Source organism: Hymenobacter sp. BT559 (genome assembly GCF_017571525.1).
Lineage (GTDB): Bacteria > Bacteroidota > Bacteroidia > Cytophagales > Hymenobacteraceae > Hymenobacter > Hymenobacter ginsengisoli.
In genome coordinates, this window is sequence record NZ_JAGETY010000021.1 from 27,586 (window position 1) to 49,422 (window position 21,837).

The following is a 21,837-nucleotide window of genomic DNA, read 5'->3' on the forward strand; positions in this document are numbered from 1 at the left end:
GTTTGTACTAATTTTATTAGCAGGACGTATACTTGCGACGCACACTAGTTCCGCGCCCTATGCAAAACGTTCAATTAATCCCCGTCCACGACTCCCAAACGCCATTTTTACTTCCACTTTTCAGCTGCTCAGTATCCGCCGGCTTCCCCTCCCCGGCCTCAGACTATACGGATGAGCTCTTTGACCTGAACCGCTTGCTGCTGCGTCACCCTGATGCCACATACTTAGTGCGGGTGAGCGGGGAGAGCATGAAAAACGCCGAAATTCACGAAGGTGACCTGCTGGCCGTGGACAAACAGATGGAAGCCGACCACAACCACATCGTAGTGGCGGTGGTCGAGGGCGAGTGCACCGTCAAGCGCCTGGTCTGCGAGCATGGCACCTGGTGGCTCAAGCCGGAAAACCCCGATTACCAGCCCTGGGAAATCCACGACGCCGGCGATGTACGCATTTGGGGCGTGGTCACGCACGTGCTCCATGAGTTGATTCCCGGTAAACTAGCGGCCTTGCTGCGCACCCGCGACTGACTATGTACGCCTTAGTCGACGCAAACAACTTTTACGTGAGTTGCGAGCGGGTTTTCCAGCCCCGGCTCGACGGCCGACCCGTCGTGGTCCTCTCAAACAACGACGGTTGCATCATTTCCCGCTCCGCCGAAGCCAAGGCACTGGGCCTGCAGATGGGAGACCCCTACTTTCAGGTTAAACCCCTGCTGGAGCAACACAACGTCGCCGTATTTTCCAGCAATTACGCCCTCTACGGCGATATGTCGCGGCGGGTAATGTGGTACCTGAACCAAGTAGCGCCCGCCGTCGAAATCTATTCCATTGACGAGGCCTTCCTCGACTTGCACGGCATGGAGCCCTTTGTAGTCAGCAGCCTGGAGTCCTTTGCCCGCACCGTGCGCACGAACGTCCTGGCCCGTACGGGCATTCCGACCTGCATAGGCATTGCCCCCACCAAGACGCTGGCCAAGCTGGCCAACCGCCTGGCCAAGAAAAACCCCGGCATGGGCGGGGTGTGCTACCTCGACACGGCGGAGCGCCGCCGCTGGGCCCTGGAGCAGGTAGCCGTAGAAGACGTGTGGGGCATCGGCCGGCAGTATGCCCAGAAGCTCTATGCCGCCGGCATCACCACTGCGGCCGGACTGGCCGGCTGCTCGGAAGCCTTTGCTCGCAAATACCTGGGCGGCGTGGTGGGCGCCCGCCTGGTGCGGGAGCTACAGGGCTTTCCCTGCCAGGGTCTGGCGCCGAGCGAGGACGGCACGCTCTCGCGGCGTAGCCTCTGCTGCTCGCGCACCTTTGGGCGGCCACTCACGGACTTTCTCGATGTGACGGGAGCTGTGAGCGCGTTTGCTTCGCGGGCAGCCGAGAAATTGCGCCGTCAGGGCGATGCGGCCCACCTGCTCACTGTGTTCTTGAGCAAAAGCCGCTACGGGCTGGAAGCCCCGCCGTATTCCTCCTCGGCGGTGCTCACCCTACCCATGGCTACCAATGACACCATGGAGCTGGTGCGGCACGCCCGGGCGGCCCTCAAACGCCTCTGGCAGCCGGGCAACCGCTACACCAAAGCGGGCGTGATACTCGACGGCCTGGAGCCGGAAGGGCAAACGCAACTCACGCTCTTTGAAGCCGCCCCCGTATCGGAGAGGCGGGCAAAGCTTATGGTCGAGCTCGACGCTCTGAATCGCCGCTTTGGCAAAGGGACCGTCAAGCTGGCCTCGCTGGTGCTGCCACCGGGCCAGCTAAGGGCACCATGGGAAGGTCAGGCGCAGTGGCGCACGCCGCAGTACACGACCCGGCTGGAAGATTTGCTGCTAGTTGGGTAGGCTCCTTGCTTGTTGGGCCCCTGCATTGCATGCGTGCAGCACTGCAAGGAAGCTTTTGACTTATAAAGTCTATTACTTCACCAGCTGTCAAGCTCGACCATACCCGGCTTGAAAGGCTAGGAAATAGCTTTTACAAGCACTTAAGCACCCTGTAGAATGCTAGCTGGTGCTTTTCGTAGCCGAATTGGCTACTTTTGAGATGCTGTTTTAGGAGTTCAGAGCTTTTGCTTAGGCTTATAAAAACTATTAATAAGCCTTCTGGTTGCTCTGGAGCCTGGTTAGAGAAGTCCTTCATAGTAGAAAAAGGTAAAAAATTCTTTAAAAAGTGCAATGCGATTTTGTGCTTGTTTAGACTTCCCTTTTTGTTGTTTTCGTTCGGACTTCGCCCTAAACCACCACTTTATAAGCTTTTGTACTGCAGCTTCAACAAGCTTGTGAGTATTTTAAGTATTTAAGGTATTTGCAGGGCTCACAACTTTTTGTACTTCAGTTACTTAAGCGGCTTTAGTAATAGGTTTCATAAGCGGGCTAATAGGTTTTATAAGCCAAGTAATAGGTCTTATAAGCTGGGTAATAGGTTTTATAAGCGTAAGTAATAGCTTTCATAAGCTCATTAATAGTACTCGCACGGCCGTCTATTAATTCGTCATTGTGGGGTAATTAATAGATTTTATAAGTCATTCTGGCCGCTAGCGAAGCTTGAGACTGCTATCAGCCGCACTGAACTAATAGGTTTTATAAGTCTAACTAATAGCTTTTATAAGTCTCACAGAAAGCTCGCGCTTGGCTAACTAATAGGTTTCATAAGTCTAACTAATAGCTTTTATAAGCCGAGGTGCCCATCGACTTACCCCAAGTTGATAGAGACAGAATTTCGCTCTATTACTTTCCGGTTTAAGCCGTATGTTTGCTCTGTATCCTTGATAGAGTTGCTATGGCCGCGTCAGAGTCCACCGTACCGATTGAAATTCGGCAGCACAACGCGCTGACGACGGCCCGCTACGAGATGAGCGCCTGCGAGATGGACATTGTCTTTTCGCTGCTTTCCAAACTCACCAAGCAGGACCAGGCCGGCACCATCTACGAAATCCGGGTGCAGGAGCTGATGGAGATGACCGGCCGCACCTGGAATTACAAGCAGCTGCTCGAATCCACCGAGAACCTCAACAGCCGGGTCTACCACATTGAGAACGGCAAGACCCTGCTGCAGGTGAGTCTGCTGGCCTCAGCGCTGTACCGCAAGGGCGAGGGCACCATTGAGCTAGAGATATCCGAGCGCATGCGGCCCTTCCTGATTGACCTGAAAAGCAACTTCACCTCCTACCGCCTGCAGGCCGCGTTCAGCTTATCGAGCAAGTACGCCAAGCGCATCTACCAGCTGGCCTCGCAGTGGAAGGACATTGGGGAAACCAAAACCTACTCGCTGGATGAGTTCAAGGGGATGCTCAAGCTCAAGGACCCCAAGGGCCAGGAGCCCGAGCAGTATGCCCAGATTTCGGCCCTGCAGAAGTACGTTCTCGACGTGGCCACCAACCAAATCAACGAGCACACCGACCTGCGCATCAAGTACGAGCTGCTCAAGAAGGGTCGCTCCTACCAAAGCATCAAGTTCTACGTCAACACCCAGGTCCCGCAGCAGCTACCCATCCCCTTCGAGCTGGAGGCCGACGATGCCAAGGTTCAGCTGGCGCGCAAGCACTTGGACACGCTGGGCATTGCCGAGCCCAAGCTGGTACAGGAAATTTTGCAGTCCGCCAAGCACGTGGATGCCCTGTTTGCTTTCGTCTACAAGCTAAAGACCGATAAAATCAAGGCGACCAAGAACCCAGGCGGCTTGTTTCTGAAGATGCAGGGGCTACGTTGACCACCTAGCGTTTGGCGTGAGCAGCTGCTTCGTATCGTTACTAAACGCCAGAGAAAAATCGCCTAGAGGAGCGGACCTTACCCGTTCCAAAGGCACTACCGCGCAAAATCACCTTTATGAAAACAAAAGTATTCCGGTGGAATGGCCAGTACTTTGGCTTTATCTACAATGACCGACTGTTTGATAAGAACTCAAAGTATCTTGGCTGGGTAGACGGCAGCGAGGTGTGGCGAAAGGACGGGCACTACCTGGGCGAAATTGTTGATGAGTGTTATATACTGCGCCGGGTGAATATGACAGCTCGCGCGGTACGTGCGGTGCGTGCCACCCCCGCTACACCTGCTGTTCCAGCAGCTCCAGCAGCCAGAGCGGCGCGTGCTGCTCGTGCAAGTACCGTAGATGCCTTAGACCAATACTGGCCTTGATTAAAAGTTTGGTTCAAAAGTTAAACGAACCGTTAGAAATTGTGTGGCCCTCCGGTATGAGTTCGCGCCATTCTACCTCTTCCGCTAACTACCGGGGCTCCTTCTAGCGCTGTAGTTTGGCTCGAGCCTGCTCCCCATGCTGGCCCGAAGGCCCATTGGCCCGCCAAAAAGGCCATTCTGAATGCCAGGACGGCGCGGTGGCGGTGGGTTTGGCTACCTTTAAAGCGCATGAGCACGACCGCAGGGCCCTTGAAAACGCCGCAGAAGACCCCGCCCCTGGTGAGCGGCCCCACCATTGCCCTGGCGTGGCTGCTGTTCAGCGGGTTCATGGTGCTGCTGATTTTCGTGCAGAACCTCTCGGCCGGCACGCCCACCGACTGGCGCGAGGCCCTGGGCGGGCGCCTGCTGCACGGGCTGATTTGGGGGCTGCTCACGCCCGTGGTGTTCGCCCTGGCGGCGCGCTTCAACCTCCTCGAACGCCGCCACCGGCTGCCGCACCTGCTGGCCCACGCGGCGGCCAGCTACGTCCTCACGCTTGCTTACCGGTTGGTGTACGCCACCGTGATGCACGGCAGCGGGGCTACGCCGGGCGCCATCTCTCTAAATACCGTCGTCGCCAACGCCAACAACTGGGTGCCCATCTACTGGATGCTGCTCTGCATTGCCTACGCCGTGCAGTACCGCGAGCGGTACCGCGAAGGGCGGGTGCGGGCGGCCCAGCTCGAAACCCAGCTGGTGCAGGCCCAGCTGCAGGCCCTGAAAATGCAGCTCCAGCCGCACTTCCTGTTCAACTCGATGAACGCCGTGTCGGCCCTGATGAGCCAGGACGTGAAGGCCGCCCGGCGCATGCTGGCCCAGCTCAGCCAGTTTCTGCGGCTGGTACTGGAAGGCACCGACGAGCAGGAAGTGACCCTGGAACAGGAGCTGCGCCTCACCCGCCTTTACTTGGAAATCGAGCAAACCCGCTTCCCCGACCGACTGGCCGTGCGCTATGACATTGGCCCCGATACCCAGGGGGCGCTGCTGCCCGCCCTGCTGCTGCAGCCGGTGGTAGAAAACGCCGTGCGCCACGGCCTGGCGCCCCGCGCCGGGGCCGGCGAGCTGGCCGTGCGGGCCGAAAAACAGGGCGACCGGCTGCTGCTGCAAGTGCAGGACAACGGCCGGGGCGCGGCCGACACCGCCGCGCGGGGCATCGGCCTGCGCAACCTGGAAAGCCGGCTGGCCACGCTCTACGGCCCGGACTATGCCCTGGCGGTGGAGTCGGCCCCGGCGTGCGGCTACTGCCTGCGCCTGTCCATCCCGTTCCGGCGGGCGGCGGCCGGCGTTACCCCAGAGCCCGCATGAGCCCCATCCGCACGCTGCTGGTCGACGACGAGCCCCTGGCGCGCAGCCTGCTGCGCGAGCTGCTGGCCGATTTTCCGGCGCTGGCCGTAACGGGCGAAGCCGCCAACGGCACCGAGGCCCTCGCCGCCCTGCACACCGGCGCATACGACGTCGTTTTCCTTGATGTGCAGATGCCCGACCTTGATGGCGTGCAGGTGCTGCGGCGGCTGCAGGCGGCCGGCCAGCCGCTCCCGCTGGTGGTGTTCGTGACGGCCTACGACCAGTACGCGGTGCAGGCCTTCGCCTTGCACGCCGTCGATTACCTGCTCAAGCCCCTGGACCCCGACCGGTTTGCCGACTGCGTAGGCCGGGTGCAGCAGCAGCTGGCGCTGCGCCAGGACCAGGCCCGCGTCCCCGAGCTGGAGGCCCTGCTGCACCGCTGGACCGCCCCGGCGGCCGACTACCAGGACCAGTTTCTGGTGAAACTGCCGGCGCGCAGCTTCTTCGTGCCGGCCGCCGAGGTGTGCTACTTCGAAGCCACCGGCAACGGCGTGCTGCTGCACGCGGCCGGCGGGCACTACCCGCTGCGCACGGCCCTGGGCCAGCTGGCCGAGCGGCTTGACCCGGCCGTGTTCCTGCGCATCCACCGCTCGTGCATCGTCAACCCGGCCCACATCGTGGATTTTAAGCACTGGTCGCACGGCGAGTACCTGTTTCGCATGGCCAACGGCCAGCACGTCACCTCCTCGCGCAGCTACAGCGCCGGGGTGCAGCAGTTGCTCAAGCGCTTCGCCTAAGCCCAGACCGGGCCGTTGAAGTCCGGTTCAACCTGGTATTGGTCCAGTTGGCCCTCCGGCGGCAGTCATTTCCCCGGGTTGCGCGTTAGCCCTCCAGCCCCCCGCTAACGGGGCGGCCCCGGTGCACGACATGACCAAATCCCTCCTCTTTTTGCTGGCGCTCACCTTCGGCGGAGCCGTTGCGGCCCGCGCCCAACACCACCCGGCGGGCACGAAACCGATGCCGGGCATGGCCGGCATGCACATGAACCACGGCATGGCCGCCCCGGGCACCCCGGTCGCCGCCTTCCAGCACGGCATGGATTCGGTGATGGTGGTGATGGACGAGGGCATGCGCCGCATGACCGGCGCCAACCCCAACGACATCGACGCCAGCTTCGCGGCCATGATGCTGCCCCACCACCAGGGTGCCGTGGACATGGCCCGCCTGCAACTGCTCTACGGCAAAGACCCGGCCCTGCGCCGCCTCGCCCAAAGCATCATCGCCGAGCAGCAGGTCGAGATTCAGCAGATGGCCGCCTGGCTGAAGCAGCATCCGGTGGCGAGCCAGAGTTCTGGCAAATAGCGCCCAATCCATCAGAACCGTCATGCTTCGACTACGGCTGCGCTCCTGGCTTGATGCGCCACATGCTCAGCATGATGTTCTTTTCCCCCAATCCCAAATGAAATTTCCCCTTCTCCCCGGCCTGCTGCTTATTACCAGCGCCGCCGCGGCCCAGGCCGTGAGCCACCGCGACCGGGTGTACACCGCCGACCAGATTTCCAACACCGTTTCGGTCATCGACCCCGCCGACAACCAGCTGCTGGGCCAAATTGTGCTGGGCAAGCCGCAGCCCGATTTGCTGTCGGCGCTCTACAAAGGGCAGGCGCTGGTGCACGGCCTGGGCGCTTCGCCCGACCACAAATTGCTGGCCGTGGTGTCGGTGGGCTCCAATAACGTCACTTTCATCGAGACGGCTACGAATGCCATCCGGGGCAGCGTGTACGTGGGCCGCGCCCCGCACGAGGCTACGTTCCGGCCCGACGGCAAGGAGGCCTGGATAACGGTGCGCGGCGAGGACTACCTCTCCGTCATCGACGTGGCCACGCTGCGCGAAACCCGCCGCGTGCCCGTGCCCAACGGCCCCGGCCAGGTGGCCTTCAGCCCCGACGGCCAGCGCGCCTTCGTGTGTTCCAGCTTTTCGCCCGAGCTGGCGGTGGTGGACGTGGCCACCTACAAAGTCATCAAAAAGGTCCCCGTGGTGAGCCCCTTCTCGCCCAATATCTTCCCTACCCGGGACGGCCAGCAAATCTGGTTCACGCACAAGGACGTGGGCAAGGTGTCGGTGCTGGATACCAAGACGCTCACCATCAGCGGCGTGCTGACGACCGGCCCCATCTCCAACCACGTGGCCACGGTGGACGTGGCCGCCGGCAAGCTGGCCTACGTGACGGTGGGCGGCGAGGACGTGGTGAAGGTGTACAGCCGCGCCCCGGGTTTTAAGCAGTTGGCCACCATTCCGGTGGGGGCGCTGCCGCACGGCATCTGGCCCTCGGGCGATGGCAGCCGGGTGTACGTGGGCCTGGAAAACGGCGACTCGGCCGTGGCCATCAGCACCGTGAGCAATAAAGTGCTGGCCAAAATAAAAGTCGGGCAGGCCCCGATGGCCCTGATGTACGTGCCCAACGCCGTGCCGGCCGGCGCGGCCGCCGCCACTGGCCTGGGCCGGCAGCTGGTGGACCAGCCCGCCCTCGTCCGCACCCTGAAGCCGCCCACGCCCGGCCCCGCCACCGGCACCATGACCCTGCGCTCGGAAGGGCTGGTGGATTTGGCCACTTTCGCCCTGCGCGGCCTGACGCCCAACACCGACTACGACATCTTCCTGACCAGCGGCACCAAGGCCCTCTACCCCCGCGACTACGCCCTGACCACCGTGCGCACCGACGCCAAAGGCGGGGCCATGGGCCAGGCGCTGGGGCCGGTGCAGCGCATCGCGGGCGGGGATTTGAATACATCCGGCAAAACGTTTTCGCGGGTAATCGTCGCGCCCAAAGCCGCTGACAGCGAACCCGTTTTGGTGGCCGAATAGTCCGCCTTTGGACGGCCACCCAAAGGCCATTAATGGCCGCCGGGACAACCATTCCTGCTGCAATGCCGAGCTAATCTAAACTGAATTCACTTGTAACCACAACCTTACAATATGCAATCCATTTTCAATCAACACACTGGCATCAGCTCGCGGGCGCATTCGCTCAAGCGGTTTCTGCTGCCGGTGGCGGCGTGTGCGCTGCTGCTCGGCGGCTGCAAGAAAGACAACGAGGCCATCGCCGACACCAGCGCGCCGCCGGTGCTCAACATCGTCTCGCCGGTGGAGGGCGCGACCATCATGCCCGGCGGGCGGCTGGGCAACGCCACCACGGCCGACTACAACGGCACGGGCTTCGCCATCAACCTGGAAATCGTGACCAAGGACACCGTCACCATCCCCACCAAGGAAAGCCTCAACATCCGCAACACCGCCGCCCTGGGCCAGCCCAACGTGAACCTGCCCGGCTTCGCGGCCAGCCTCGACGTGGACCTGATTAAGCCCGACGGCGGCACCATCCCCAAGGGAACCAACCTGGCCTCGCTCTTCAACATCGCCGGCACCGACGACACGCCCGGCCCCGGCGTGACCACCTGGGTGAGCTGGCACGTGCTGGAGTCGGTGGCGGCCGGTACCAGCAGCTTCACACTCACGACTTCGGTAACGGACCGCGCCGGCCGCAAGGTCACGGCCACCCGCTTGCTGAAAGTAGGCCCCGGACCCAACGGGGCCCTCAGCGGTGAGGCCCTGACGCCCGCCCCCAAACCCATCACATACGGCACGGTGGACAACCCCGACGGCCCCACGGTGACCATGATTGCCCCGCGCACGCCCAGCAGCGTCAGCCCCGGCATCCAGACGGCCGGCGTGCTGCCGGTCCCGCCCACCAGCGGCGCGCTGTTTTTCATCCAGGTGTCGGCGCTCGATAAGTCGCGCAACGGCATCAACGTGGCCGAAAACGGGGACGGCACCTTCGGCAAGCCCGCCGCCGACCGCGGCACGATTGAGGACAAGACGCAATCCAACGCCGGCGTGAACCGCTACGTGCCGGGCCTGAAAGTCACCTTCGACGTGCCCCTGCTCCAGCCCAACGGCAACGTGATTCCGGCCGGCGGCAACCTGGCCCCGGTGTTCAACACAGCCGGCAGCGAGCTGGACCCGAGCGGCTTCGTGCGCACCACCTTCGGCTGGAGCGTGGGCGGCACCCTGCAGCTGGGCGGCAAAACCAGCGTCACCATCAAAGCCGCCGTAACCGACGCGGCCGGCAAAACCGGCAGCACCACGCAAGTCGTGCAAATCAGCCCCGTGGCCAACGGCCAGCTGCTGACCCCGGCCCCGCGCTAAGGCCCCGAATTTTAGGCCGTAGCCCCGCAACGGTCCGAAGGCTGGCCCGTTTCACGACGAGCCAGCCTTCGTTTTTTAGCATCCCTTCCACTCCATTTTATTCTTCCATGCGCATTACTAACTTATCCACCTGGGCCCTCGCGGCCACCCTGCTGCTCGGGGCCTGCTCGAAAAAGAACAGTGAGGAGACCCTGCCCGACATGGTGGTGCCGCCCGACCCCGGCCCCGTCGCGGCCAGCGCCGCCGACCGGGTGTACCTGGCCGACCAGTCGTCGAACACGGTGTCGGTGCACGACCCGAGCACCAACCGGCTGCTGGGCGTGATTCGCCTGGGCAAGGGCCGGCCCGAGTTCCTGAGCCCGCTCTATGATATGGAGTCCAACGTGCACGGGCTGGGCGTGTCGCCCGACGGCAAGACGCTGGGCGTGATTGCCACGCTCACCAACGCCGTTATCTTCATTGACCTGGCCACCAACACCGTGAAAGGCAAGGTGTACGTGGACCGCAACCCCCACGAGGGCTTTTTCACGCCCGACGGCAAGCAGTTCTGGGTGGCGGTGCGCGGCAAGGATTACGTGACGGTGATTGACGTGGAGAAGCTGCAGGTGGTGAAAAACATCGCCACCGAGCACGAGCCCAGCATGGTCGTGTTCCGGCCCGATGGCAAGGTGGCGTTCGTGGACCACTCCCAAACGGCGATGCTCGACGTGATTGACGTGAAGACCCGCGCGGTGATTGCCCGGGTGCCGGTGGTGAGCAAGTTTTCGCCCAATCTGGTGGTGACCGAGGACGGCCAGCAGGTGTGGATGACGCACAAAGACGTGGGCAAGGTGACCGTGGTGAATGCCCAGACCTACGCCGTGGAAGGCGTGATTGACACCGGCCCCGGCACCAACCACGTAAACATGGCCGGCCCCGGCGGCGGCACCCGCTTCAGCGGGGCCAGCGCCGGCGACTTCGCCTATGTGACGGTGGGCGGCGAAAACGTGGTGAAAGTGTACTCGCGGCAGCGCCAGCTGGTGGCCACCATTCCGGTGGGCCCCAACCCCCACGGCGTGTGGCCCAACGGCGACGGCAGCAAGCTCTACGTGGGCCTGGAAAACGGCGACGCGCTGGTCAGCATCGACACCAAAACGAATACCAAACTCACCGAAACCGGCAGCGGCCAGGCCCCGCAGGCCCTGCTCTACGTGGTGAAAGCCGGGGGCGGCAGCCCCGGCACGGGCAACCTCGAAGCCTTCACGCCGGTGACGCCAGTGAATATTCGGCTGGTGCCCCTGGGTACGCAGCCAGTGCCCGGCGTGGGCGGCGGGGCCACCATCCGCCCCACCGAAGACCTCGACGAAATGGTGCTGGCCCTCAAGCAGCTGGCCGCCAACACCACCTACACGCTGTACCTGTCGGACAGCAAAACCGCGCTGGTGGCCCCGGAACCCGTCATTTCTTTCAAAACCGATGATGGCGGGGCGGTCGAAGTCAACGCCTACTACCAGATTCGGCTGCGGCTGGCGGGGCGCTTTGCCGTGGTGGTGCTCGGCGACAAGAACCCGGCCGGCGCGGTCACGCTCACGCAGCCGTAAGCCGGCTGCTGACCAAAAAGGCCCCTGGTGCATGACGCAGCAGGGGCCTTTTTTATGGGTGCAAACGCTTTTGGCTCGGGTAGCACCGGGGGTGTTGGTTGCTCAACCACCGCCGCCAGCCGGGAGCTGGCAGGCCGCCAGCTCCCGGCGGTGCGCCCGAAAGCGCAGCAGCCCTACCGCCAGCACCAATCCCGCCACGGCCAGCGCGGAGTACCCCAACCGGCCGCCCCGCTCGGGGTGAAATTGAAGGAGCGCCAACCCGAAGCCCACCAGTGCCAGGCTGGTGCGCACGTAGGTGAGCAAGGTCCGCTCATTGGCCAGCCGGGTCCGTTGCAGGGCCAGCCGGTCCGACAGGGCGAGGGGGTTGGTGGGGGTAAGCGGCATGGGGGTGGGCTACGGGAGGGTAATGGCCGCGCCCGGTTCGGCCAGCCGGTGAAACGTGATGCCGTGCTTCTCAAAGTACGGCCCGTAGTTCTCGTATCGCTGCTGCACGAAGAAGGGCTTCAGGTAGCCGTCGTGCACGGGCAGAATCTGCTGCGGCCGCATTTTCAGGGCGAAATCGGCCACCACCAGCTCCGTGAGAAAAGGCGCGGTGACGGGCAGAATGAGCAGCTCCACGCCCGCGAATTGCAGCAGGTTGTGCGCAAAAGAGTCGGCCGGGTTCAGCACCTTGCCATTCACCAGCCAGGCCGTCATCTGTGGCAAGGGGCTGTCGAGAATGGCCTCGTGCTGCACCGGAATGGCTTGCAGCTGAAACGCGCCCAACTCCAGGGGGCCTTCCTCGTGGATTTGCACGGCCAGGCCGTGCTTTTTCAATTCGGCCGCCACTTCACGATTGGAAATGATGACGGCCTGGCGCAGGGCCACGATTTTCTTTAGCGCCGCCACGTCGAGGTGGTCGGGGTGATTGTGCGTGATGAGGACGACCGACACGTCTTTGAAAACGTCCGGCTGCACCAGGCCTTCGTTGAAGGAAAACTTGCCGGGGTCGAAGAGAATTTGTTGGCCGTCGAGCTCAAACAGCAGGCAGGAATGGATGTATTTGGTGATTTTCATGCCCAGACTTAAATAGTGGGGAAGGACGGAAATGCGCGCCGAGAAGAGCGGAAATTTAACAGGCAAACGCTTACGGAAACCAGCGCTGCTAGACCCCTGCCGCCTCCTGCTGCTGGCGCAGGTACGCATACAGCCCGCCCAGCACCAGCCCAAACACCGCGTTGGCAACAAAAAAGTACGCCATGCCGCCGGCCGTCAGCACGTGCCCGCCCGCCAAGCCATGCCCCAGCAGCGGCAGCACCACGAAGCCGTTGAGGACCCAGGGCAGCAGCGAAAACAGGCCGCCTTTTACCCAGCCATTGCCCGGCAGCCGGGGTTCGAACACCAGCACGTACAGCCCCACCATGCCCAGCCCCGTGAGGTAATGAAACAGCAGCTTGAAGCCCTCGGCTTTGACCACGGGCAGCAGCCCGGCCGGCAACACCGGCGTGGTATGCAGCAGCCCAAGCTTGAGCAGGCCACCGCTTTCGGCGTTGACGGCCATCAGCGGGGCCGCTTTCAGCACCAGCGTATTGGCGGTGATGGCGACCACGCCGGCCAGCAGGCCCAGGTACAGGCGGGGGTGTTTTTTCATGGGAGGGAGCAGAAAGGAAATAGGACAGGCAATGGGGGAGTATACGGCCACCCACGCGGCACCATTTGGCCCCGATGGGTTCTTCAGTCGCCCAGCCAGCGGTCGGCCACCAGGCCCAGCGCGTAGTTAAGCTGCACCAGCAGCAGCAGCCCCGCCCCGGCCGGCACGCTGAGCAAGCACAGGCCCGCCGCTGCCGCGTACTGCACCTGCATCAGGCCCAGGCGGCGCACCAGGGCCCGGCCCACGGCCGCGTGTTCGGGCCGCAGCAGTCCGTGGCGCTGGGCGTAGCGGTAGCTGCCCAGCAACGCCCCGCCCAGCAGCAGCAGGTTGGCCCAGTACACCAGCACGGCCCCGCGCAGGGGGAAATGGGTGGTGAGAAACGCCGTGGAAAAGGGCAGCAGCCCCACCACCAGCAGAAAGGCAATGTGCCACCAGGCCAGCCGGCGGTCGCTGCGCGCCAGGTAGGTGAACTGCGTGCTCTGGCACACCCAGAAAATGCCCAGCGAGAGAAACCCCAGCACGTAGCCCCCGATACTGGGCAGCAGCGCCCGCAGGGCCGGCCCCACGTCGGCCTCGGTGCGCACCAGGGCGGCGGCCGGCACCCGCAGGTTGAGCACGAGCAGGGTCATGGCGATGGAAAACACGCCGTCGCTGAGCGACTCGATGCGGCGCAGGCTCTGGCCCGCTACTTCAGTGTAGGCCAGGGGCGGTGCGTGGGACGAAGACTGGGCCATCGGCTAGCGCGGCGAACCGCCCGCCCGCCGGGTTTTGCGCGGGGCGGGGGCCTGGCGATGGTCCAGCCGGTCTTCTTCCCGAACGAGCTTGGGCTCTTTGCTCAGGCTTTGGCCGTGGTTCACGCGGCCGTCGCGCATCATGCGGCGGTTTTCGCGCAGCAACTTGTCGTCGGTTTTGCCTTCTTTTTTAAGCATTTTGCCGCCTTCCTGGCCGTGACCCGGTAGGTTGATGGCGGTGAGCAGCAGGCCGGTCAGGGCGAGCAGGCCGGGGAGTTGAGCGAGACGGGTCATGGGGTTTGGATGATGGAGAAGCGGTTGCCGCAGGTACGGCGGCCCGTATTTTCAAACTTGCTTTGTTAGCCCCGCTGCAAGCGAAACAGCGTGGAAAGCGTGCCCGCCACCAGAGCCCAGGCCATGCCCGTAAGCAGGTACTGTTTGGCAATGGTCTTGGGGTCCTGGCTGAATATGTAGCGAAACAGCCAGTGCGGCGTTTCGTGGTCGGCCGGGGGGGGGGGCGGGGTGCTAGGCACCGGCATCGGAAGCGAAGGAATAGCCATGCGAATGCGGGAAAGCAAGGTGGAATAGTGAAAACCAAGAGCCATTTGCCCGTCCTGCTGAGCGCAGCCGAAGCAGGACGTTCTTCGTGTTTGCTTTCCGGCCGCCAACGCCCGGCCTATTCCCAGCCGTTGCGGCGGAAAATGGCGTGCCCGTCGGCCGACTGCAGAAAGGCCACGAACTGCCGGGCCGCGGCGGCCTGCGTGGTGCGCTGGGTGAGGGCAATGGGCGTGCCCCGACTCACGCGCTGGTCGCGGGGCAGGCGCACGAGGGCCGAGCCGGGCAGGCGCGGCTGCCAGGAGGCATAGGTTATCCAGGCGTCGTAGTCCTGGGGCTTTTGCTGCCAGAGGGCCACGGCCTCGGCGCTGGTTTTGACCGACGTTTTGGTGTTGTGCTGCAGGTTGCTGATGAGGGCCGGGGTGCGGGCCATGTCCTCGGTCATGCCCATCTGGCCGGCCCCGTTCACGTCGAGCAGGCGCACGCCGGGCCGGGCCAGGTCTTCGAGCCGCTTGATGTGCAGCGGATTGCCCGGGCGTACCAGCACCGCCGACTCGCGGGCATACAGGCTGGTGCGGCTGGCTTCGTCGATAAAGCCGGGGTGGGCCAGCTCCGTTTGGGTGAGCATGTACTCGGCCCCGCCGTACACCAGGTCGGCGTCCTGCTGCGCCTGGGCCAGCCACTTGGGCTCGGGGCCGGCCGTGACGGCCACGTCCAGGCCGGTTTGTTTGGTGAAGGCGGCGGCGCATTCCTTCATGGCCGTGGCCGGGCCGCCGGGGCCGTACACGTGCAGGGTTTGGGCGGCGGCCGGCGCGGCCGCGAGCAGAGCAGGAGACATGAGCAATAGAGCGAAGCGGCGGAGCCGGGTAAGCGGGGATGTTTTCATGGGTATTAGCGCGTTACTTAACGGGCGGCAAAAAGCCGTATTTCTGGTACACGGCCTGCCCGTCTGGGCTGTTAAGGAAGGCCACAAAGTCTTCGGCGGCCTTGGCGTGGGGCGCGGCTTTCATCACCCCGGCCACGTAGTTGGCCATGATGTTTTCCTTGGCCGGGATGGCCACGCTTTCCACCGGGTGGCCCAGCATTTTCTGATAAAAGGCCTCCGTGTACCACACCGGGGCCGCGTCGGACTGGTCGTAGAGCACCCGCAGGGGCGACTGGCGGTGGTGAATCTGGGTCAGGTAAGTGCTGCCGGCTTTCACTTTGGTCGTCATCACGGCCGTTTTCAAGGCCGCGCCCCCGGCCTTCTCGTACGATTCCTCGATGCGCTTGCCGATGCCTTCCCATTCGGGGTTAGGCATGCTCACGCGCACCTCGGGCCGGCCCAAATCGCGCAGGCTGGTCACCTTCTTGGGGTTGCCCTGGCGCACGAGGATGGCCAGCCGGTTCTGGGCGTAGCTGGTGGTGCGGGCAAACCACTCCGGCGTCATATCCATGCGGTTTTTGCCGGCCGCGTACACGTCGGGCTTCAGCTCGATGCGCAGGTTGCCTACTACCAGGCTGCCCTGCGTAATCTGCTTAGCCAGGATGCCGGGCGGCAGCGTTTCCACGAAAATGCGCACGTACTCGGGGTGGGCCTTGCGGAACTCCTTCAGCAAATCATCGAGCACCATGAACTGGTTGCCCCCGAAAAACACCACCAGCTGCGGGTCCACCACGTCGCCGTAGAGGTCGGGCGCGTTGTCGATGCCCGGCACCGTGAAGGGCACTCCAGCCTGAAACGGCGCGTTCCAGGGCGGGTCAAAGCGGTTGGCCGGCTCGGGCGGCGTGGGCTTTTGGATAGGCATGGTCTGGGCGAAAAGGGTAGCCGGGGCGGCCAGTGCCAGCGCCAGCAGCAGGTGCGGAAGGGGTCTCATGGGGTTGGGTAAGGAAAGCGGAGAAAAGCACGAAAGCAGCGGAGAGCCCGGCGCTACGGATGCACCAGTGACCAGCCCTGGGCCTGCCGGATAATGAGCTCGCCGTTGCCGCTGGGCACGTAGGAAATCAGCGGCAGCAGCTCGTCCTTGCTGATTTTCTTTTCCTTGAGTGTGTTCAGGCACTGGGCCAGAATCACGCCTTTCTGCTTCAGGGCCGTGAGCTGGGCCTCGTAGGGCTGGTCCTTGCGGTAGAGTGTGGTGCCCCCGCCGAAGGCAATCAGCTCCACGGTGAGCTTGCCTTTAAGCCGGCTGTCCTCCAGCGCGTTGCCGATGTTACGCAGCGTCTGCTGGATGAGCTTGGAGTCGTCGCTGTCGAGCTGGTAGATGACGTGGTACTGGGCCTGGTCGGCCGTGGCCCCTTGGAAGGCACCTTTTTGAAATGCTTCGCGGTCATGCATGGCGGTGGCGTTGCGGGTGGCGGGCGTCTGGGCGCGGGCCGAGAGGGTGAGGCCGGCGAGCAGCGCGGCGGTCAGCAGCAGGTGTTTCATGGCAACTGGGGAAATGGCACCACCGAAGCAGCGCGGTGAAAACGAAAGGGGTGAAACTGGAAATCGGTGCGGGGCTACTCGCCGCCCTTTTTGCCCGCTTCCATCGCCGCGTAGGGACCAAACTGATGCTGGTGCTGCGTAAACCGGTCGGCGTAAGGCGGGTAAGGGCAGTCGGCGGGCTTCTTTTTGAGGTTGGGGTAGTCCTTTTCCAGGTGGGCCATGCGCGGGCGGGGCAGCGAGTTGATGTAGGCGGCCACGTCGTAGGCGGCGTCATCGGTGAGGATGCTGTGCTCGGCCGTGGCGCCGAAAGGCATATTGGCCTTGATAAAGCGGGCCGCCGTTTGCAGGCGGTGCATGCCGGCCCCGTCGTTGTAGCTGTCGGGTCCCCACAGCGGCGGGTACTGGTAACCATCGGCGGCCAGCGTGCCGTTGAGGCGGCCCTGGCCATTGGCTCCGTGGCAGCTGGTGCACTGCTGGGCGAAGACGATTTTGCCCTGCCCGAGATTCGCCTCGCGGTTGGGCATGGTGAACTTAACAAAACCCTGGCCCTTCACCTTCTCCCCCACTGGCACCTGGCGGCCCAGCCATTTCATGTAGGTGATGATGGCCTTCATCTCCTTGCCGTCCACCGGCAGGGGCCGGCCGTTGAGGCTGCGCGTCATGCACCCATTGATGCGGTCCTCCAGGGTGCTGATGGCATCCTCGCGCCCTTTGTAGGTGGGGTAAATGCCCCAGATGCCCACGTAGGGGGCCGAAAACGCCTTCTGGCCGGCCTGTAGGTGGCAGTTCTGGCAGGCCAGGTTGCTGCCGGCCAGCCGCAGGGCCGGGTTGGCCACTTGCGGGCCGAGGTAGTGGGCGGTGTGGGCAATCAGCTCGTGGCCGTAGCGGATGAGCTGGCCCTCCGGGTCGGGCTTCACGCTGTCGAGCACGAAGCGAGCGGGCTGGAAGAAGTTGGTTTTGCTCCCCACAGCCCCCCCGGCAACGTCAGGCAAGCCCGCCGCAGGCCCACTCGCAGCGGTGGCCGTCGTGGCCGGGGCATCGGCCAGCAGGTCGGGCGTTTTGGGGTTGAAGACGACGATGTAGGCCGTCACGGCTACTACCAGCACCATCAGGGCAATCACCCAGGTCAGCAGGCCAGCTATTTTGATGAAGGCCTGCTTGTCTTCCGGCTGCAGCCGAGGCGAGGGGTCGGGAGTGGTTTCCATGAGGCCAAGGAGAGAGGTGAAACAGGCGGCAAAGGCCAGCCAGCGCGCAAAACAACTTGTTTTGCGGAATGCAGACAGTCAATTAGTTAAATCGGGCAAAGCAAGCGCTACCATTCGGCCGCTCTGCCCCGTTCAGGCGGCTAGACCGTGTGCAGAATCACGTAGAGCGAGCCGGTCGAAATCACCACCCAAAGCAGGATGCCCAGCACGTAGGGCTTTATTCCCACCGAGCGCACCACCTTGGCCGAGAGGCCCGCGCCGATAAAGAACAGCGTCACCGTGAGGCCGATTTTGGCCAGGTTCACCATCACCGGGCCCAGGGGCTTGGCGGCGGGAATAAAGGTGTTGACCAGCATGGCGGCGATGAAGCCGAAGATGAAGTAGGGAATTTTCACCTTCACGCCCTTCTGCTTGAAAATCATGGCCGTGCCGATGGAAATTGGGATAATCCACAGGGCGCGGGCCAGCTTCACGGTGGTGGCCACTTCCAGGGCCTGGTTGCCGTAGGCCGCCGCCGCCCCCACCACCGAAGAGGTGTCGTGGATGGCAATGGCGCACCACAGGCCGAACTGGTTCTGCGTCATGGCCAGGGCGTGGCCGATGGGCGGGAAGGCGAACAGAGCAACGGCATTGAGCACGAACACCGTGCCCAGCGCCACCGACATTTCCTCGTCCTTGGCCCGCAGCACCGGCCCGATGGCCGCAATAGCCGAGCCGCCGCAAATGGCGGTGCCGCACGAAATCAAATGCACCACGTGCTTGCCCAGCCCCAGCCACCGGCCCACCACCAGGCCCAGCAGCAGCGTGCCGAAGATGGACACCACCGTGAAAATGATGCCCTCCTTGCCGGCCTGCACCGCCGCGTGGGCATTCATGCCAAAGCCCAGCCCGATAACCGAAAACTGGAGCAGCTTGGCCGTGGCCTGCTTGGTTTGCGTGGTGAAGGGGTTGCCGATGGTTTGGGCCAGCAGCAGGCCCAGCGCCAGGGCAATGGGCGGCGAGGCCCAGGGCGTGAGGCAGAACACGAAGAACAGCACGAACACCACCTGCTTCAGGGTAAAGTCCTGCCCAAAGGCCACGCGGGGCGTGTGCAGGTGGCGGAAGAAGCCGGTGGTTTCGTTGAATTCGGAGGCGGCCGCTACCGGCGTCGAAGCGGGAGCAAATTGCGCCTCGGGGGCCTGGGGAGTTGCGGGATGAACCGGGAGTGCCATGAGCGGGAGGGGTTTGTTTCTGAGGCAAATATACGGCGACCCCTGCCTCATGGATTATCCAATCATGTTATCCTGCATAACCAAAAGTTATTAAAACCAAACCGATATTACCCCTTGAAACAGCCACGGCCGGCCTGCGCTGTGCAGACCGGCCGTGGGGGAGCCGCGTTCAGAAGCCGCCGGCTACAGGCCAGTTTGCTGGTCTTTCAAATCGAACACATCGCCGCCGGCGTAGCGCGGGTCGTCGAGGGCGTAGGCGGCGCGCTCCTCGGCGGCGTTGCCCCCCTCGGCCGCGGCAATGGCTTCGGGGTGCTGGTTCTGCTCGACGTGCCCGCGCTGCTTATGGGGGTCGGCGATGGCTTCGGTCATGCAGTAATGTTCGGTAGCGGCGGCGTGCTTGCCACGCAACTCGCTGAATTCGTCGGGGTTGTCGTTCGAACCGTCGTTGGTGGAAGCCTGGTAGTGACGGGGCGCGTTGGGGTCGGCCGGGTGGCCGAAATCGCCGTACTGCGGGGTGCCGTCGTGGGCGGCCTGCTGGTCGGCGGGCTGCGGATTGGCGGGGGTGGGCTGCGGGGTGTTTTCCAAGAGGGGAGCTAGTGCGGTGACGACGAGCGAACCAACCGGCCCGCCTACGCTACAAGGATACGCGAGCAAGGCCGCCAGCAGGCAAACGGCTGGATACCGAATGGTTATCCGGCATCACCATTCTTTATCCGGCTCCTTACCGGGCTCCTTTGAACTGGGCCTGCGCAAAGCTCAGAAACCGCTGCGCCGGCCGGGCCAGCGGCTGCCCCTGCACCGATACCGCCTCAAACTGCCGGGCCAGGTGCAGCCCGGCAATGGGCACGATTTCGAGCAGCCCGGCCGCCAGCTCGCGGTCCAGGGCCCGGCGCGACACGAAGCCCAGGGCAGTGGGCGCGGCTTCGAGGTAGCGCTTGATAGCCTCCGTATTGTCCAGGTAAATGGCCACGGGCAGGGCGCTGAGCTTGATGTGCTGCGCCCGCAGGGCAAATTCGAGGATTTCCAGCGTGCCCGAGCCCCGCTCGCGCAGCACCAGCGGGTGGGCCAGCGCCTCGGCCAGGGGCAGCGGCGCGGCGGGCGGGCCGCCGGGCGTGGTGCGGCGCACGGCCACCAGCTCGTCGGGCAGCAGCAGCTCGTAGTGCAGGTCGTGGCTCTTGGTGCGGCCCTCCACGAAGCCCAGGTCCAGCTCGCCGCGCAGCAGGGCCTCGGCAATGCGCTCGGAGTTGGCGTTCAGAAACGAGAGCTGCACCTGCGGGTAGCGGGCCTGGAAGGCGGGCAGCAGCCCCGGCAGCACGTACTGGGCCAGCGTGGTGCTGGCCCCCAGGCGCAGGCGGCCGGCGGCCTCGTCGGGGTCGCGCAGGCCCAGCAACTGGTCTTCCAGCTGCTGCTGGGCGGCGGCGGCGGCCTCGGCGTGGGCGTGCAGCAGGCGGCCGGCCTCGGTGAGGGTGACGCGGTTGCCGCGCCGTTCCAGCAGGCGCTGGTTGTACTGCGCCTCCAGCTCCCGAACGTGCTTGGTGACAGCCGGCTGGCTCACGAACAGCTCCTGCCCGGCCTTGGTGAAGCTCAGGTGCCGGGCCACGGCAGCAAATACGCGCAGACGGAAATCGGACATGGCGGCAAAGTACGCAGATGTGACATTTTGATATGGACAACTAAAGGTCGCGGGCGTAGACCGCCTGATTTGGGAAAAAATCAGCGGCACGCTCACAGCGCCCGGTGCTCACCGAGCGGCTGGCCACGTTGCGTGCCGGAGACACGGTGACTTTAGCCCGCCTGAACCGGCTGGGCCGCAACAGCGCCCACATCACGTAGGTGGTGGCCGCTCTGCACGCCCGGCAGGTCCGCTTCGTCGCTCTGGACCTAGGCATCGATACGGCCACCCCGGCCGGACGGTCGGTCTTGGGCCTCTCGCCGCGCTGGCTGGGTATGGCCGCGAGAGTATCCATGAGCGGGCGACGGCGGGCATGCGACCACCCACGGAAGCAGGCCCTTGCAAACGGCTGGTGCAGAACGTAACCGTCTGTTGGAATTGCCTTTGTTCCAACCAGTAGCTGCTTCATGCCCCGGCGGCCGAGCGCTAGTCCGTGGCAGATTGATGTGCTGCCAGCTCACGGGCGAGCTGGCAGCACATCAATCTGCACGGCGAGTTCGATTTCTCGGACGACGCCCTAAAAGATTCACTCCCCTTCGATTTGGAGGCCCTTTTTGCCTTCGACTGGGAGTTTCCTGCGGCCCCGCCCGTTTAACCTTTGTACCAAACTTTTAACCAAGGCCAATACTAACTCCTTGACTGAAGCTAAGTCCCTGCGGTTACCGCGGGACTTGCCTCCTGAATGGTATGTGAACCTTTGCCCGCTGGTGCCGGTACATGCGGTAGCCGACAAGTTGCCCCTATCGTTACCTTTGCCCCGATGCGCCTGCTTGCCCTGTTTTTTGCGTTCTACTTTGCCTGCCTCTCGACGCTGACCTGCGCCGACGGCGAAGTCGTGTGCAAAGACGCCAAGCAGACCACCGTGGCCGCGGCCTCGCACACCGATTGCAACGCCGGCGCCCTGGGCGACTGGTGCTCCCCGCTGTGCCAATGCCACTGCTGCGGCGGGGCCGTGGTGCCGCTGGCACCCCTGCCAGCGCTGACGGCGGCTCCCGCCGTGACCTGGGCCATGGCCCTGCGCCACGCCCGCATGCGGGTGGGCTCCCCGACCCGGGCCTCCGGGGACGTGTGGCAGCCGCCCCAGGCCTAACCCTTTCCGTTTCCTGCTGACTCCCCCGCTGGGGTAGCCTGGGCGCCCCTTTGGGCATTCGGGCTGCTGGCCGCTATCCGTTGTAACGGACTAGTCGCCAGCGAGTATGCCG

At 63.8% G+C, this 21,837-nt stretch carries 25 protein-coding genes; 12 read left to right on the forward strand and 13 right to left on the reverse strand.

What is annotated here, in order from left to right; all coding sequences use genetic code 11:
• Positions 1-59 precede the first annotated feature (59 nt).
• The 10 genes from J4D99_RS20735 (at position 60) to J4D99_RS20775 (ending at position 11,227) form a co-directional block, all read left to right on the forward strand.
• Complete coding sequence (locus tag J4D99_RS20735) at positions 60-527, forward strand: LexA family protein (protein WP_208133664.1); 468 nt, start codon at positions 60-62, stop codon at positions 525-527.
• 2 nt (positions 528-529) lie between these two features.
• The gene (locus J4D99_RS20740) at positions 530-1,828 is read left to right on the forward strand and encodes a Y-family DNA polymerase (protein WP_208133665.1); all 1,299 of its coding nucleotides are present in this window, start codon (positions 530-532) and stop codon (positions 1,826-1,828) included.
• A 934-nt stretch (positions 1,829-2,762) separates the two neighbouring features.
• Positions 2,763-3,692 (forward strand): replication initiation protein, encoded by a 930-nt coding sequence (locus J4D99_RS20745; protein ID WP_208133666.1) that lies wholly within the window; start codon positions 2,763-2,765, stop codon positions 3,690-3,692.
• Between the two features lie 116 nt (positions 3,693-3,808).
• A complete protein-coding gene (locus J4D99_RS22295) occupies positions 3,809-4,117 on the forward strand; it encodes a 4-fold beta flower protein (protein ID WP_345229262.1) in 309 nt (102 codons plus the stop codon).
• Positions 4,118-4,345: 228 nt separating this feature from the next.
• Positions 4,346-5,461, forward strand: a complete 1,116-nt coding sequence (locus J4D99_RS20750) for a sensor histidine kinase (RefSeq protein ID WP_208133667.1) — start codon at positions 4,346-4,348, stop codon at positions 5,459-5,461.
• Positions 5,458-6,237: a LytR/AlgR family response regulator transcription factor gene (locus J4D99_RS20755; RefSeq protein WP_208133668.1), complete on the forward strand. Its 780-nt coding sequence runs from the start codon at positions 5,458-5,460 to the stop codon at positions 6,235-6,237. The genes J4D99_RS20750 and J4D99_RS20755 overlap by 4 nt, the downstream gene beginning before the upstream one ends.
• A gap of 130 nt (positions 6,238-6,367) precedes the next feature.
• Positions 6,368-6,802: a DUF305 domain-containing protein gene (locus J4D99_RS20760; protein WP_208133669.1), complete on the forward strand. Its 435-nt coding sequence runs from the start codon at positions 6,368-6,370 to the stop codon at positions 6,800-6,802.
• Between the two features lie 97 nt (positions 6,803-6,899).
• Positions 6,900-8,306 carry a YncE family protein gene (locus tag J4D99_RS20765; protein WP_208133670.1) on the forward strand — a complete coding sequence of 469 codons (1,407 nt, stop codon included), beginning with the start codon at positions 6,900-6,902 and terminating at the stop codon, positions 8,304-8,306.
• 111 nt (positions 8,307-8,417) lie between these two features.
• Positions 8,418-9,647: a hypothetical protein gene (locus tag J4D99_RS20770; protein WP_208133671.1), complete on the forward strand. Its 1,230-nt coding sequence runs from the start codon at positions 8,418-8,420 to the stop codon at positions 9,645-9,647.
• A gap of 107 nt (positions 9,648-9,754) precedes the next feature.
• Positions 9,755-11,227: a YncE family protein gene (locus J4D99_RS20775; protein WP_208133672.1), complete on the forward strand. Its 1,473-nt coding sequence runs from the start codon at positions 9,755-9,757 to the stop codon at positions 11,225-11,227.
• Positions 11,228-11,329: 102 nt separating this feature from the next.
• On the opposite strand, the gene J4D99_RS20780 is transcribed toward J4D99_RS20775, so the two are convergent.
• The 13 genes from J4D99_RS20780 to J4D99_RS20840 form a co-directional block, all read right to left on the reverse strand.
• On the reverse strand, positions 11,330-11,611 hold the full coding sequence (locus tag J4D99_RS20780) for a YidH family protein (RefSeq protein WP_208133673.1): 282 nt from the start codon (positions 11,609-11,611) through the stop codon (positions 11,330-11,332).
• A 9-nt stretch (positions 11,612-11,620) separates the two neighbouring features.
• A complete protein-coding gene (locus J4D99_RS20785) occupies positions 11,621-12,283 on the reverse strand; it encodes an MBL fold metallo-hydrolase (protein WP_208133674.1) in 663 nt (220 codons plus the stop codon).
• A gap of 88 nt (positions 12,284-12,371) precedes the next feature.
• Positions 12,372-12,857, reverse strand: coding sequence for a hypothetical protein (locus J4D99_RS20790; protein WP_208133675.1), 486 nt, complete (start codon positions 12,855-12,857; stop codon positions 12,372-12,374).
• An 83-nt stretch (positions 12,858-12,940) separates the two neighbouring features.
• A complete protein-coding gene (locus J4D99_RS20795) occupies positions 12,941-13,591 on the reverse strand; it encodes a TMEM175 family protein (RefSeq protein ID WP_019949216.1) in 651 nt (216 codons plus the stop codon).
• Positions 13,592-13,594: 3 nt separating this feature from the next.
• Positions 13,595-13,882, reverse strand: a complete 288-nt coding sequence (locus J4D99_RS20800; protein ID WP_208133676.1) for a hypothetical protein — start codon at positions 13,880-13,882, stop codon at positions 13,595-13,597.
• Positions 13,883-13,947: 65 nt separating this feature from the next.
• Positions 13,948-14,148 (reverse strand): hypothetical protein, encoded by a 201-nt coding sequence (locus J4D99_RS20805; RefSeq protein ID WP_208133677.1) that lies wholly within the window; start codon positions 14,146-14,148, stop codon positions 13,948-13,950.
• Between the two features lie 116 nt (positions 14,149-14,264).
• On the reverse strand, positions 14,265-14,981 hold the full coding sequence (locus tag J4D99_RS20810; RefSeq protein WP_227610421.1) for a substrate-binding domain-containing protein: 717 nt from the start codon (positions 14,979-14,981) through the stop codon (positions 14,265-14,267).
• A 61-nt stretch (positions 14,982-15,042) separates the two neighbouring features.
• Positions 15,043-15,999, reverse strand: a complete 957-nt coding sequence (locus tag J4D99_RS20815; protein WP_208133679.1) for a molybdate ABC transporter substrate-binding protein — start codon at positions 15,997-15,999, stop codon at positions 15,043-15,045.
• 53 nt (positions 16,000-16,052) lie between these two features.
• Positions 16,053-16,547 carry a DsrE family protein gene (locus J4D99_RS20820; protein ID WP_208133680.1) on the reverse strand — a complete coding sequence of 165 codons (495 nt, stop codon included), beginning with the start codon at positions 16,545-16,547 and terminating at the stop codon, positions 16,053-16,055.
• 74 nt (positions 16,548-16,621) lie between these two features.
• Positions 16,622-17,752, reverse strand: a complete 1,131-nt coding sequence (locus tag J4D99_RS20825) for a c-type cytochrome (protein ID WP_208133681.1) — start codon at positions 17,750-17,752, stop codon at positions 16,622-16,624.
• A gap of 140 nt (positions 17,753-17,892) precedes the next feature.
• Complete coding sequence (locus J4D99_RS20830; protein WP_208133682.1) at positions 17,893-18,963, reverse strand: YeiH family protein; 1,071 nt, start codon at positions 18,961-18,963, stop codon at positions 17,893-17,895.
• 183 nt (positions 18,964-19,146) lie between these two features.
• Positions 19,147-19,548: a hypothetical protein gene (locus J4D99_RS20835; protein WP_208133683.1), complete on the reverse strand. Its 402-nt coding sequence runs from the start codon at positions 19,546-19,548 to the stop codon at positions 19,147-19,149.
• Positions 19,549-19,684: 136 nt separating this feature from the next.
• Entirely contained in the window at positions 19,685-20,596 is a 912-nt protein-coding gene (locus tag J4D99_RS20840; protein WP_208133684.1) for a LysR substrate-binding domain-containing protein, read from the reverse strand.
• A gap of 104 nt (positions 20,597-20,700) precedes the next feature.
• Here J4D99_RS20840 and J4D99_RS22300 point away from each other — a divergent pair, with 104 nt between their 5' ends.
• Together J4D99_RS22300 and J4D99_RS20850 are read left to right on the forward strand one after the other, a co-directional pair.
• The gene (locus J4D99_RS22300) at positions 20,701-20,796 is read left to right on the forward strand and encodes a recombinase family protein (RefSeq protein ID WP_019949226.1); all 96 of its coding nucleotides are present in this window, start codon (positions 20,701-20,703) and stop codon (positions 20,794-20,796) included.
• Positions 20,797-21,395: 599 nt separating this feature from the next.
• Entirely contained in the window at positions 21,396-21,725 is a 330-nt protein-coding gene (locus J4D99_RS20850) for a DUF6660 family protein (protein ID WP_208133685.1), read from the forward strand.
• The last annotated feature ends 112 nt before the right edge of the window (positions 21,726-21,837 follow it).